We start from the raw sequence: 12,972 nt of genomic DNA on the forward strand, positions 1-12,972 counted from the left end.
TGAAAACAAACTTATGAATGCTGTTTTACAACCCTCCGCCTGCTTCCATTGCGGCTTGCCTGTCCCCGCAGGCTCCAGCTGGAACGTCACCATCGACGACGTGCCGCGCGCCATGTGCTGCCCCGGCTGCGAAGCGGTGGCGCAAACCATCGTCGACATCGGCCAGAGCGCGTACTACCGCGACCGCGACGAATATGCCGTCAATGCAGCCGATGCGACCATGGTGCCGCCCGAACTGCGCCTGTACAGCAATGACGACGCGCAATTCGCGCGCGACGCCAGCAGCTGCGAAGCGACCCTGTCCGTCGAAGGCATCCGCTGCGCCGCCTGCGTCTGGCTGATCGAGCGCCAGCTGACGCGCCTGCCCGGCGTGCAGGCGGCCAGCCTGAACGTCGCCACGGAGCGCCTGTACGTGCGCTGGAGCCGCGCCCAGTGCGAACCCGGCGACATTCTGCAAGCCGTGCGGCAAGTGGGCTACACGGCCTATCCGTACGACGCCGTGCGCCATGGCGAGCGCCTGCAAAAAGCCAGCAAGACCCTGGGCCGCCAGCTGTTCGTGGCCGGCCTGTCGATGATGCAGGTGATGATGTACGTGGCGCCGGCCTACCTGGCCGAGGATGGCACGCTGGACGACAATATGGCCAGCCTGATGCGCTGGGCCAGTTTGCTGCTGACCCTGCCCGCCATCTGTTACTCCGCCATGCCGTTCTTCCAGGGCGCCTGGGCCAGCCTGCGCGCACGCACCCTGGGCATGGACGTGCCCGTCGCACTGGGCATCCTGGCGGCCTTCTTCGGCAGCGTGGTGGCGACCTTCACGGGCCGCGGCGAGGTGTATTACGACTCGGCCACGATGTTCATTTTCCTGCTGCTGTGCAGCCGCTATTTCGAGCTGCAGGCGCGCCGCAAGGCCGCTTCCGCGCTCGAACGCCTGCAGCACGCCTTGCCCGCCTCTGCCTCGCTGATGGCGGGCTTTCCCGACAACCGCGCCACCACCCTGGTGCCGGCCGGCAGCCTGGCCGTGGGCGACGTCATTCTGGTCAAACCGGGCGAAGCGATCGCCGCCGACAGCGTCATCATCGAAGGCACGAGCGCGCTCGATTTATCGCTGCTGACGGGCGAAAGCGCGGCCCAGCGACGCAAGACAGGTGAACAGGTGCCGGGCGGGGCCATCAACGCCAGCGCGGCGCTTATTGTGCGCGTACTGAAACCGGCGCGCGAAAGCACCCTGTCCGACCTGCTGAAACTGATCGAGCGGGCCGGCAGCGGCAAGCCGCAGATCGCGCAGTGGGCCGACAAGGTCGCCGCCTGGTTCGTGCTGGGCCTGCTGCTGTTCGCCGTCGCCGTGTTCGCCTTCTGGAGCTGGCACGACCCGTCGCAGGCGTGGCCCGTGGCCATTGCCGTGCTGGTCGTGTCGTGCCCCTGCGCCTTGTCCCTGGCCACGCCGACGGCGCTGGCGGCCGCCACCGACAGCCTGCTGCGGCGCGGCGTGCTGATCGTCCAGCCGCATGTCTTGGAAACCTTGCACCGCGCCACCCACATCGTCTTCGACAAGACGGGCACCTTGACCCTGGGCCGGCCCGTGCTGCGGCAAATCGAGGGGCTCGGCAGCCTGAGCGAAGACGCCTGCCTGCAGGTGGCCGCCGCGCTGGAAGCGGGCAGCGCCCATCCGCTGGCGCAGGCGATCCTGGCGGCAGCGGATGGGTTACCAGGACAGCAACTTCGCATGCATGCGGAACAGTTGCAGGAAGTGCAAGGCCAGGGTCTGGAAGGCATCGTCGATGGCGTGCGCTACCGCCTGGGCAATGCGGCCTTTGTCGCCGCCATCGCCGGACCGCCGCTGGGCGACACAGCCGTCGGCATGCAGGGCATGACGCCGCTGTACCTGGGCACGCAGGGGCGCTGGCTGACGCGCTTTTTACTCAGCGACGCACTGCGCCCGGAAGCGCGCGACGTCGTCGCGTATTTCCACCGGCGCGGCAAGCAGGTCGTGCTGCTCAGCGGCGACCAGGAAGCGCTGACGCAAAGCGTGGCGACGGAACTGGGCATCAACACGGCCTGCGGCGAATGCCTGCCCGATGAAAAGCTCGATTTCGTGCAGCAGTTGCAGGCGACGGGCGCCGTCGTGGCGATGGTGGGCGATGGCATCAACGACGCGGCCGTGCTGAGCGGCGCCGACGTGTCCTTCGCCATGGGTTCCGGCGCCGCGCTGGCGCAGGCGCATGCGGACACGGTGCTGCTGTCGAGCCAACTGGTGTCCGTGCTCGACACGGCGAAGACGGCCGCGCGCAGCATGCGCATCATCCGCGAGAACCTGGGCTGGGCCACCCTGTACAATCTGACGGCCATCCCGGCCGCCGCGCTGGGTTTCTTGAACCCCTGGCTGTCCGGCGTCGGCATGGCTGCCAGCTCGGCCGTCGTCATCGCCAATGCCCTGCGCCTGCGGAAAGCCTGAACATGGAAGCACTGTATCTCCTCATCCCCTTGAGCGTCGTGGTCGTCTTCATCGCCCTGTGGGTGTATTTCACGGCCTCGGACGGCGGCCAGTTCGACGATCTCGTCGGACCGGGCCTGCGCGTGCTGCAGGACGACGACACGCCGCCCCAGCCGGCGCCCGGCGAACCGCATCCCTGACCTCACCGGCACGGCCGGCGTCCCGCACGCCATGGCCGGCGCGTCTGCCCCGCCCTGATTGCAGGGATCTTGTATGGCTTTTTTAAGCGGAATTTGACCGAAATATCACTTTATTTCGATGCCAGTTCGCTACGCTTATTTCATCCGGGGAATTTTGATCCACATCAAAGTTTTTTCACGGTCAAACACTTACTCTCTGGCCACCATCATAAATAGTAATTCCAGGGAGAGTCTTTGTGGATCAATCGCTGAACTATAACTACAAGATCGTGAAGCAATTCGCGGTCGCTACTGTGGTATGGGGCATCATCGGCATGCTGGTTGGCGTTATCATCGCCGCTCAGCTGGCCTGGCCTGCCCTGAACCTCGACATACCATGGCTGACATACGGACGCCTGCGTCCGCTGCACACGAATGCGGTGATTTTCGCCTTCGGCATCTGCGGCCTGTTCGCTACCTCGTACTACGTCGTGCAACGCACCTGCCAGGTGCGCCTGTTTTCCGACAAACTGGCCGCCTTCACCTTCTGGGGCTGGCAAGCCGTGATCCTGTGCGCCGTCGTCACCCTGCCCATGGGCATGACGCGCGGCAAGGAATACGCGGAACTGGAATGGCCTATCGCCATCCTCATCGCCGTCGTCTGGATCGCCTACGCCATCGTGTTCTTCGGCACGCTGATCAAGCGCAAGGTCAAGCACATCTACGTGGCCAACTGGTTCTTCGGCGCCTACATCCTGGCCGTGACGATTTTGCACGTGGTCAATGGCGCCGTCATGCCAGCCTCGTTCACCAAGTCGTATTCCGCCTATGCGGGCGTGCAGGACGCCATGATCCAGTGGTGGTACGGCCATAACGCGGTGGGTTTCATCCTGACCGCCGGCTACCTGGGCATGGTCTACTACTTCATCCCGAAACAGGCCGAGCGCCCCGTGTACTCGTACCGTTTGTCCATCGTCCACTTCTGGGCGCTGATCTTCACCTACATGTGGGCGGGCCCGCATCACCTGCACTACACGGCATTGCCTGACTGGACGCAATCGATCGGCATGGTCTTCTCGCTGGTCCTGCTGGCACCAAGCTGGGGCGGCATGATCAACGGCATCATGACACTGTCGGGCGCCTGGCACAAACTGCGCACCGACCCGATCCTGAAATTCATGATCGTCTCGCTGTCGTTCTACGGCATCGCCACCTTCGAAGGTCCGATGATGTCGATCAAAACCATCAACTCGCTGTCGCACTACACCGACTGGACCGTTGCCCACGTACATGCGGGCGCTCTGGGCTGGGTGGGCTTCATCACCATGGGTTCGATCTACTACCTGCTGCCGCGCCTGGCTGGCCGCACGCAGATGCACAGCACGCGTCTGGTCGACGTGCACTTCTGGGTGGCCACCATCGGCATCGTGCTGTACATCGCCGCCATGTGGATCGCCGGCGTGATGCAGGGCCTGATGTGGCGCGCGGTCAATCCGGACGGCACCCTGACCTACACCTTTGTCGAGAGCGTGAAAGCAACGTATCCGTACTACGTGGTGCGCGTGGCCGGTGGCCTGCTGTACCTGTCGGGTATGTGCATCATGGGCTACAACACCTGGATGACTCTGCGCGGCAGCAAACTCCCCGTCGCCCGCATTCCGGAACTGAACGCGGCGCACGCCTGATAGGAGCAAAAGCAAATGAAATTTTCACATGCATGGATTGAGAAAAACCCCTGGCTGCTGATCGCCCTGGTCACGGTGGTGATCAGCATCGGCGGCGCCGTCGAGATCGTCCCCCTGTTCTTCCAGAAGAGCACGACGGAACCGGTCGCCGGCCTGAAGCCGTATTCGCCGCTGCGCCTGGCGGGCCGCGACATTTACGTGCGCGAAGGCTGCTACAACTGCCACTCGCAGATGGTCCGTCCGCTGCGCGCGGAAACGGAACGCTATGGCCACTATTCGGTCGCCGGCGAGTTCGTCTACGACCGTCCGTTCCAATGGGGTTCCAAGCGCACGGGGCCCGACCTGGCCCGCGTGGGCGCCCGCTACAGCGACGAATGGCACCGCACGCACTTGAACAACCCGCGCGACGTGGTGCCCGAGTCGAACATGCCGTCCTACCCCTGGCTGGCGAAGACCAAGCTGGTGCCTGACGAGATCGTGCCGAAGATGCGCGCCCTGAAACGCCTGGGCCAGCCGTACAGCGAGGAAGAAATCGCCGCCGGCCCCGCGCAGCTGCAGGACAAGACGGAAGAAGACGCCCTGGTCGCCTATCTGCAAGGCCTCGGTACATTAATCAAAACAAGGAATTAGCATGGCAATCGAAAACCTGTTTGACAGCGCCAGCAGCGTCATGACGGTGGTTTCCTTTACGACGTTCGTGGGTATTCTGTGGTGGACGTTCAGCCGCAGCAACAGCGACTTCGACGCGGCGGCACGCCTGCCGTTCGCCGACGAGGCGCTCGACTATCCGGCCGAAGCCGAGATGAACCTGGCGAAGGAGCATAACCATGGCTGACTTTACCAATGGCTTCTGGAATATCTACATCATCGTGCTGTCCCTGCTGGGCATCATCGGCTGCGGCGTGCTGCTGTACTCGCAGTCGAAAGTGAAAGTGGTCGCCGGCGCCCCCGCCGACGGCACCACAGGCCACGTCTGGGACGAGGACTTGAAGGAACTCAATACGCCGATGCCGCGCTGGTGGATGTGGCTGTTCTACATCACCATCGTCTTCGCGCTGGCCTACCTGTTCCTGTATCCGGGCCTGGGCAACTATGCCGGCAGCCTGGGCTGGAAATCGACGGGCCAGTACGAGGAAGAGCTGAAGAAGGCGGAAGCCGACTACGGTCCCCTGTTCAACAAGTACCTGAGCCAGGACTTGAAGACGGTGGCAGCCGACCCGCAGGCGCAAGCCATCGGCCAGCGCCTGTTCCTGACCTACTGCGCGCAATGCCACGGTTCGGATGCGCGCGGCAACAAGGGCTTCCCCAACCTGACGGACAAGGACTGGCTGTATGGCGGCGAACCCGACATCATCAAGACCACCATCCTGCACGGCCGCAATGGGCAGATGCCTCCGATGGGCGCCGCCCTCGGCTCCGAAAAAGATGTCGAGAACGTGGCCCATTATGTGCTGAGCCTGTCCGGTTCGACCTCGGATCCCGTCAAGTCCGTGCTGGGCAAAGCCAAATTTGGCGCCTGCATGGCCTGTCATGGCGCCGATGCGAAGGGTAACCAGATGCTGGGTGCGCCGAATCTGACGGACAAGGTCTGGCTGTACGGCGGCAGCGCCGATACCATCATGGAAACCGTACGCAAGGGACGCAGCAACACCATGCCGGCCTTCAGCGATTTCCTCGGCGAATCCAAGGTACACGTGCTGTCGGCGTATGTCTGGAGCCTGTCGAATCCTCAGACGCCCGTGAAATGATGTAATGGAACCTCAAGTCATCAAGATGTATGCGGCCCGCGAGCAGATCTACCCTCGCGAGGCCAAAGGACGCTACGCTACCTGGCGATGGGTATGCGTATGGCTTACCCAGCTCGCGTTCTACGGCTTGCCGTGGTTGACCTGGAATGGCAGGCAAGCCCTGCTGTTCGACTTGACCACGCGCAAGTTCTACATTTTCGGCGTCGTGCTGTGGCCCCAGGATTTCATCTATCTGGCGGCCCTGCTGATCATCTGTGCGTATTTGTTGTTCCTCGTCACGGCCATTGCCGGGCGGGTGTGGTGCGGGTTCTCTTGCCCGCAAACGGTATACACGGAAATTTTCCTGTGGGTCGAACGCCGCATCGAGGGCACGCGCAGCGCGCGTATGGCCCTCGACAAGCAGGGCCCGTCCGTGCGCAAGGCGTTCAAGAAGACGGCCAAGCACCTGGTATGGGGCGCCATCGCCCTGTGGACGGGCTTTACTTTTGTCGGCTACTTCACGCCGATCAAGGAACTGGCGCAATCGGTGGTCACCTTGAATTTCGGTCCCTGGGAATGGTTCTGGGTCTTGTTCTACAGCCTGGCAACCTACGGCAACGCGGGCTGGCTGCGCGAGCAGGTGTGCAAATACATGTGCCCTTACGCGCGCTTCCAGAGCGCCATGTTCGACCAGGACACCCTGATCATCACCTACGATGCCAAGCGCGGCGAACCACGCGGCGCCATGAGCAAGAAGGCCGGCCACAACGACAAGCTGGGCGATTGCATCGACTGTACACTGTGCGTGCAGGTGTGTCCGACCGGCATCGATATCCGCAACGGCCTGCAGTATGAATGCATCGGCTGCGCCGCCTGCGTCGATGCCTGCAACAGCGTGATGGACAAGGTCGAGCGGCCGCGTGGCCTGATACGCTACAGCACCGACCATGCGATGGAAAACAACTTCAATTCGAAGCAGATACGCCAGCGCGCCATGCGCCCGCGCGTCTTGATCTACACTTCCATCCTGGCCCTGATCATCATTGCCGTATGTACGTCGCTGGCCCTGCGCACGCCCCTGAAAATGGACGTGATCCGCGACCGCGGTTCGATGGGACGCGAAGTGGAAGACGGCATGATCGAAAACGTCTACCGCCTGCAGATCATGAACACGTCAGAGCAACGCCAGCATTTCAAAATCAGCGCTACCGGCTTGCCGGGCCTGACCTTGCTGACGCGCGAAGAAGTGACCTTGCAGCCGACGGAAACGCTGGGCTGGCCGATCCGTCTGCGCGTGCCGCACGGCGTCGGCGAGAAGGGCTCGAACAAGATTGCGATCGAATTGCAATCGCTGGACGACCCGTCGCTGCATGTGCGTGAAAGCGCGGTCTTCATCGTGCCGCGTTAATGCAGGAAGGCCGGTCCCCGCACGGGGGCCGGCCGTTTACACAGGAGAAATACCATGTCCGACAGTCTGAAACTGCAGCCTCCCGTTGCACCGTGGTACAAGCATCGCTGGCCATGGCTGCTGATGATCGGTCCCGGCCTGTCCGTGGTCGTCGGCAGCTTCATGGGCTATATCGCGTTTACGCAACCCGATGCGCTGGTGGTCGGCGACTATTACAAGCAGGGCAAGGCGATCAACCAGGATTTGAAGCGCGACACGATCGCCAGCGACCTGGCCATGGATACGAGCCTGGCATACGACGTGGCGCAAGCGCGCCTGACCGGTTCCGTGCACAGCTTCGGCAAGGCCTACCAGGGCCCGCTGCAGCTGCACCTGGCGCATGCGACTTTGCCGGAAAAAGATATCAAGCTGCTGGTGCAGCCCGATGCGGCCGGCAATTTCTCGGTCGCGCTGCCGATGCTCGAGCGCAGCCGCTGGCAAGTGCTGGTGGAAAACGACAAGCGCGAGTGGCGCCTGTCCGGCATCTGGACCTGGCCCGTGCAACGCAGCATCGCGCTGCATGCGGACGAAGAGTTATAAGCCTTACTTGCAGACGTCGGTACCGGCCGTAATGGCTTTCAACTTGGCTGGTTGCAATATTTCGATCTCGCGGTTCGAGACGCGCAGCCAGCCCTCCTTCTTGAATTTCGACAATAAACGGCTGACGCTCTCGATGGTCAGGCCCAGATAGTTGCCGATTTCCTCGCGCGACATGCGCAGCTGGAATTTGCTGCTCGAATAGCCGCGCGCTTCGTAACGCGACGCCAGGTTGACGATGAAGGCGGCAAAGCGCTGCGTCGCCTGCATATTGCCCAGCAACAGCATGACGCTTTGCTCGCGCGTGATTTCCTGGCTCATCATGCGGTGGAAATGCCGCAGCAGGGTCGGCATATTTCCCAGCAATTGTTCCAGGCTGGAAAACGGGATTTCACACACTTCGCTGTCTTCCAGCGCCACCGCATTACAGTGGTGGCGGTCGGCGCTGATGGCGTCCATGCCCAGCAGTTCGCCGGCCATCTGGAAACCCGTCACCTGCTCCTCGCCGCCCGGATTGATCTGGTACGTCTTGAAGTGCCCCAGGCGGATCGCGTACAGGTTCTGGAACGAGTCGCCGATGCGGAACAGCGAGGCGCCGCGCACGATCTTGCGGCGGCGGCCGATGATCTGGTCCAGCCTGTCCATGTCGCCCATATCGAGGCCCATCGGCAGACACAGTTGATGCATGCTGCAGGTCGAGCATCGCGCACGCAACGCTTCCACGTTCACTGTGGGCAAGGTTGGAGTGATTAGCGCTTCAGTCATGTCGGTACCTTTTAGAAAATGCAACAACAAGTTTACTGCATACCGGGTTGCCGTGTGCCAATTTCACCGCAATTTCGCTGAATAAACGACGTTCCGACTTTAATTATATGGCAACATCGTCAAAAGCCCATGCGGGTAGGGGCATTTGTGCGGCGGCGCTTGCCAAGCTGGGGTATTGATAGGAAAATTCCTGACAGCATTATCTGCCGCCTGTGCCGCCCGGTACTGAAAAGGAAATCATGAAGCCTCTCGGCATCAAAGCAAAAGTCGCGCTGGCCACCAGCCTGACCTCGATCGCCATGATCGCGCTGGTCACCATGATACAGGTGCAGCACATGCGCGACGACTTCACCCGAGTACTGCTGAGCCAGCAGTCGTCCCTCATCAGCCGCACCGCTGCCGAGCTCGACGACAAGCTGGGCATGCTGCTGCAGATCGTCACCCTGACGGCCAGGCAGCAGCCGCCGGAACTGATGGCCCAGCCGGCCCAATTGCGCGAATACTATTCGCGCCGCTCGATGCTGGTGCTGTTCGACGACGTGCTGGTGCTCGACGCGTATGGCGCCGTCGTGGCCGACATGCCGGAAGTGGCGGGGCGCACCGGCATCAACGTCGCCGAGCGCGAGTATTTCCAGACCGTGCTGCGCACGCGCCAGCCCATGATCACCGAGCCGATGCTCGGCAAGTCGAGCGGCATGCCCATCGTGCAGATGGTGGCGCCCGTGCTGGCCGCCGATGGCCAGGTGGCCGGCGTGGTGATCGGCGTGCTGCGCCTGTACAAGGACAACCTGCTGGGGCGTCTGCGCTCGGAAAAGATCGGCAAGAGCGGCTATTACTTCATCCTCACGCGCGGCGCCGTGCCGCGCTACGTGCTGCATCCCGATACCGGCCGTTTGCTGCAGCCGCGCCAGCCGAACGCCAACCTGACGACGACCCAGCTGCTGAAGGAGGATGGCGAAGGCAGCATGGTCAGCACGAACAGCCGCGGCATCAAGGCCGTCAACAGCTTCAAGCGCCTGAAATCGGTGAACTGGCTGCTGGCCACCTCGCTGCCCGTGGCGGATGCCTTCGAACCGTTCGATGGCGTGCTGTACCGGCTGGTGCTGTGGAGCATCCTCGCTTCGCTGCTGGCCGCAGCCGTGCTGGGCTGGGTCACCGTGCGCCTGCTGTCGCCGCTGGTGCGCCTGCGCAACACCCTGCTGGCCCTGCGCACCAGCGGCAGCCGTTTCACCCCCGTGCCGGTGCAGCAGCGCGACGAGATCGGAGAACTGACGGAAGCGTTCAACGGCCTGATGAGCGAACGCGACCGCCTGCAGCAGGAACTCGAGTCGCGCGCGGCCGAACTGGAGCAGGAACGCGACCGGGCCGAGGCCGCCAACCGCGCGAAGAGCGATTTCGTGGCCAACATGAGCCATGAAATCCGCACGCCACTCAACGCCGTGCTGGGCATGGTGTATTTGCTGGGCAATACCAAGCTCGACACGGAACAGCGCAAATATCTGACCATGGTGCGCGTGGCGGGCCAGTCGCTGCTGGGCATCCTCAACGACGTGCTCGATTATTCGAAGATCGAGGCGCGCCGCATGGAACTGTCGCCCGTCGAATTCGACCTCGACGAAGTCATGAATACCCTGGCCACGACGATGACGATGAATGCGGGCGAAAAGGAACTGGAACTGGCCATCGCCGTCGAGCCCGACGTGCCGCGGCGCCTCGTGGGCGACGCCCAGCGCCTGCAGCAGATCCTCGTCAATCTGGCCGGCAACGCCATCAAGTTCACGGAGAACGGCGAAGTGGTGGTGGCCGTCAGCCTGGCCGAGAGCGAGAACGGCCGCGCCTGGCTGCGCTTCGAAGTGCGCGACACGGGCATCGGCATGACGGAACTGCAGCAACAACAACTGTTTGCCGCGTTTTCACAGGGCGACCAGAGCATCACGCGGCGCTTCGGCGGCACGGGCCTGGGCCTGGCCATCAGCAAGCAGCTGATCCACATGATGGGCGGCGACATCGCCGTCGCCAGCAGCGAAGGCAAGGGCAGCCGCTTCTGGTTCAGCGTGCCGTTCGAGATGCTGGCGCAGCCGGCCGAAACGCGGCGCACGCCGGCGCTGGGCCAGCTGCGCCTGCTGGTGGCGGACGATAACCGCACCACGCGTGAACTGATCGTCAAGCTGATCGAGGCGTGGGGCTGGCTGGCCGATGAAGTCGACTCCGGCTTTGCCGCCATCGAACTGTACCGCGAACGCCTGGCGCAGCAGCAGCCGTACGACGTGGTGCTGGCCGACTGGCACATGCCCGTGATGGACGGCCTGGCCACCGCCAAGGCCATCCGCCAGGCGGCCAGCGGCCAGCGCCAGCCCATCGTGGTGATGGTCAACGCCTTCGCCCGCAACCACCTCGAGGAAATCTCCAGCGCGGCCGAGGCCGACGTCGTGCTGATGAAGCCGATCACGGGATCGAGCCTGTTCGATGCCCTGCATCAGGCGCTGATCACGAAGAACGACGGCGGCGAGCAGCGCATCCTGCACCAGCCGCTGGGCACGGAACTGGCCGGCGTGCATTTCCTGCTGGTGGAAGACAATCATTTGAACCAGGCCGTGGCGCGCGGCATCCTCGAACACATGGGCGCCACCCTCGACGTGGTGGGCGACGGCTTGCAAGCCGTGGAGCGGCTGCGCACGGAAGCGCTGCGCTACGACATCGTGCTGATGGACATGCAGATGCCCGTCATGGACGGTTTCAGCGCCACCCACATCATCCGCACGGAACTACGCCTGAGCCTGCCCGTGATCGCCATGACGGCCGGCGTGCTGGCGTCCGAGCGCGAGCGCTGCATGACGGCCGGCATCAGCGACTTCATCGCCAAGCCTGTCGTGGTGGAAGAGATGATGGAAGTCATCCTGCGCCACCTGCCCAAGCGCCCGCAAGTGCAGACGGCCGAGCCCGTACGCGTCGCCGATGAAGAGGTGTTTTCCATGGCGCCGCTGATGCGCGTGATGGGACGCGATGCGAAGGGGCGCGGCGTGCTGCGGCGCATGGTCGAAGACGCGCTGAACAAGGGCATGACGCCCGTGCGGGACGCGGAAACGGCCTTGCAGGCGGGCCGTCACAGCGACGTGGCGCGCATCCTGCACAGCGTGCGCGGCTCCGTCGGCACCCTGGGCACGAAACGCCTGATCCGCGCCGCGTTCGCCACCGAGGAAGCTATCGACGCCGGTCGCCTGGACGAAGTCCCAAGCCTGCTGGCGCACACGGCGCAGGAGCTGGAACTGGCGCTGGCGGCAGCGGCGGATTGGTTGTCCAGGCTGAAGGATTAAAAGGGTAGGCCGGATTAGCGGCGGCACGCCGCGTAATCCGACAACATTGTTGGCGGATCATGTCGGATTACGCGCAAGCGCTAATCCGACCTACGCACTTATGCGGGTACACCGAGAATCACGCTGGACGCCTTAAACATCGCCGTCACGCTGCTGCCGATGGCGATGCCCAGGTCGGTGCAGCTCTGGTTGGTAATGATGGCGGCGATCGTGCCGCCGCGCGGCAGGTCCAGCACCACTTCCGTGTTGACGGCGCCCGTCTGCACGCGCGTGACCGTGCCGGCCAGCTGGTTGCGCGCGGAAAAGCGCGCGCCTTCGCTGTCGGTCACGAGGATGATGGACGAAGCCTTGATCAGCGCAAACGCTTCCGCGCCCGGCACCAGGCCCAGGCTTGCGCTGCTGCCCTGCGTGACGATGGCAACGATATGCTGGCCGCCCGGCAATTCCAGCGTGACTTCATCGTTGACGGCACCCTGTTTCAGTTCGGCCACCTTGCCCAGGAATTGATTGCGTGCCGTGGTTTTCATGGCCATTCTCCGTATGAGTAAAAGATCGTCGGCGATGCCTTCGGCCTGGCTGCCCAGCTGGCGCAGGTAGCGGGCATGCTCGCGCTCGATGATGCGGAAATTGTCGACCAGCTGGCGTCCCCGTTGCGTCAGCCGCGTGCCGCCGCCGCCCTTGCCGCCCGTCAGGCGCTCGACCAGCGGCTCGCCGGCCAGGTTGTTCATCGCGTCGATGGCGTCCCAGGCCGCCTTGTAGCTCATCTTCACAAGCTTGGCCGCCTGCGTGATGGAGCCGCATTCGGCGATGGCGCCCAGCAATTCCACCCTGCCGGCGCCGCCCAGGTTTTCTCCGCCCACCGTCATCCATAGCGAGCCTTGCAAGCC

Annotated in this window: 11 protein-coding genes; 9 read left to right on the top strand and 2 right to left on the bottom strand. The window is 63.4% G+C overall.

The features are described 5' to 3' along the window. The first annotated feature begins 13 nt into the window (after positions 1-13). The 8 genes from ACQ4WO_RS14700 (at position 14) to ACQ4WO_RS14735 (ending at position 8,009) form a co-directional block, all read left to right on the top strand. Positions 14-2,452, top strand: coding sequence for a heavy metal translocating P-type ATPase (locus ACQ4WO_RS14700; protein ID WP_436482095.1), 2,439 nt, complete (start codon positions 14-16; stop codon positions 2,450-2,452). 2 nt (positions 2,453-2,454) lie between these two features. After that, positions 2,455-2,631 carry a cbb3-type cytochrome oxidase assembly protein CcoS gene (gene ccoS / locus ACQ4WO_RS14705; RefSeq protein ID WP_034752510.1) on the top strand — a complete coding sequence of 59 codons (177 nt, stop codon included), beginning with the start codon at positions 2,455-2,457 and terminating at the stop codon, positions 2,629-2,631. Between the two features lie 236 nt (positions 2,632-2,867). After that, the gene (ccoN, locus tag ACQ4WO_RS14710; RefSeq protein WP_034752511.1) at positions 2,868-4,295 is read left to right on the top strand and encodes a cytochrome-c oxidase, cbb3-type subunit I; all 1,428 of its coding nucleotides are present in this window, start codon (positions 2,868-2,870) and stop codon (positions 4,293-4,295) included. Between the two features lie 15 nt (positions 4,296-4,310). Further along, a complete protein-coding gene (ccoO, locus tag ACQ4WO_RS14715; RefSeq protein ID WP_034752513.1) occupies positions 4,311-4,925 on the top strand; it encodes a cytochrome-c oxidase, cbb3-type subunit II in 615 nt (204 codons plus the stop codon). 1 nt (position 4,926) lies between these two features. Beyond that, on the top strand, positions 4,927-5,130 hold the full coding sequence (locus ACQ4WO_RS14720) for a cbb3-type cytochrome oxidase subunit 3 (RefSeq protein WP_128140672.1): 204 nt from the start codon (positions 4,927-4,929) through the stop codon (positions 5,128-5,130). Beyond that, a complete protein-coding gene (ccoP, locus tag ACQ4WO_RS14725) occupies positions 5,123-6,043 on the top strand; it encodes a cytochrome-c oxidase, cbb3-type subunit III (protein WP_034752517.1) in 921 nt (306 codons plus the stop codon). Before ACQ4WO_RS14720 ends, ccoP begins: the two co-directional genes overlap by 8 nt. Before the next feature lie 4 nt (positions 6,044-6,047). Next, complete coding sequence (ccoG, locus tag ACQ4WO_RS14730) at positions 6,048-7,430, top strand: cytochrome c oxidase accessory protein CcoG (protein WP_436482097.1); 1,383 nt, start codon at positions 6,048-6,050, stop codon at positions 7,428-7,430. A gap of 54 nt (positions 7,431-7,484) precedes the next feature. Continuing rightward, entirely contained in the window at positions 7,485-8,009 is a 525-nt protein-coding gene (locus ACQ4WO_RS14735; protein ID WP_436482099.1) for a FixH family protein, read from the top strand. 3 nt (positions 8,010-8,012) lie between these two features. Here the strand turns inward: ACQ4WO_RS14735 and fnr are convergent, their stop codons facing one another. Then, entirely contained in the window at positions 8,013-8,771 is a 759-nt protein-coding gene (gene fnr, locus ACQ4WO_RS14740; protein ID WP_128140675.1) for a fumarate/nitrate reduction transcriptional regulator Fnr, read from the bottom strand. A gap of 239 nt (positions 8,772-9,010) precedes the next feature. Here fnr and ACQ4WO_RS14745 point away from each other — a divergent pair, with 239 nt between their 5' ends. After that, a complete protein-coding gene (locus ACQ4WO_RS14745; protein ID WP_436482100.1) occupies positions 9,011-12,085 on the top strand; it encodes a response regulator in 3,075 nt (1,024 codons plus the stop codon). Positions 12,086-12,183: 98 nt separating this feature from the next. On the opposite strand, the gene ACQ4WO_RS14750 is transcribed toward ACQ4WO_RS14745, so the two are convergent. Next, a complete protein-coding gene (locus tag ACQ4WO_RS14750) occupies positions 12,184-12,951 on the bottom strand; it encodes a molybdenum-dependent transcriptional regulator ModE (RefSeq protein ID WP_436482360.1) in 768 nt (255 codons plus the stop codon). Between the last annotated feature and the right edge of the window lie 21 nt (positions 12,952-12,972).

This window comes from Janthinobacterium aestuarii, assembly GCF_051380835.1.
GTDB classification, from domain to species: domain Bacteria; phylum Pseudomonadota; class Gammaproteobacteria; order Burkholderiales; family Burkholderiaceae_D; genus Janthinobacterium; species Janthinobacterium aestuarii.

What these genes read in the sequence shown, in the direction of transcription:
- ccoS (WP_034752510.1), top strand. Translation starts at nt 2,455, where the DNA reads ATGGAAGCACTGTATCTCCTCATCCCCTTGAGCGTCGTGGTCGTCTTC.
- ccoO (WP_034752513.1), top strand. Translation starts at nt 4,311, where the DNA reads ATGAAATTTTCACATGCATGGATTGAGAAAAACCCCTGGCTGCTGATC.
- fnr (WP_128140675.1), bottom strand. Translation starts at nt 8,771, where the DNA reads ATGACTGAAGCGCTAATCACTCCAACCTTGCCCACAGTGAACGTGGAA.
- ACQ4WO_RS14720 (WP_128140672.1), top strand. Translation starts at nt 4,927, where the DNA reads ATGGCAATCGAAAACCTGTTTGACAGCGCCAGCAGCGTCATGACGGTG.
- ACQ4WO_RS14700 (WP_436482095.1), top strand. Translation starts at nt 14, where the DNA reads ATGAATGCTGTTTTACAACCCTCCGCCTGCTTCCATTGCGGCTTGCCT.
- ACQ4WO_RS14750 (WP_436482360.1), bottom strand. Translation starts at nt 12,951, where the DNA reads ATGACGGTGGGCGGAGAAAACCTGGGCGGCGCCGGCAGGGTGGAATTG.
- ACQ4WO_RS14745 (WP_436482100.1), top strand. Translation starts at nt 9,011, where the DNA reads ATGAAGCCTCTCGGCATCAAAGCAAAAGTCGCGCTGGCCACCAGCCTG.
- ccoG (WP_436482097.1), top strand. Translation starts at nt 6,048, where the DNA reads ATGGAACCTCAAGTCATCAAGATGTATGCGGCCCGCGAGCAGATCTAC.
- ACQ4WO_RS14735 (WP_436482099.1), top strand. Translation starts at nt 7,485, where the DNA reads ATGTCCGACAGTCTGAAACTGCAGCCTCCCGTTGCACCGTGGTACAAG.
- ccoP (WP_034752517.1), top strand. Translation starts at nt 5,123, where the DNA reads ATGGCTGACTTTACCAATGGCTTCTGGAATATCTACATCATCGTGCTG.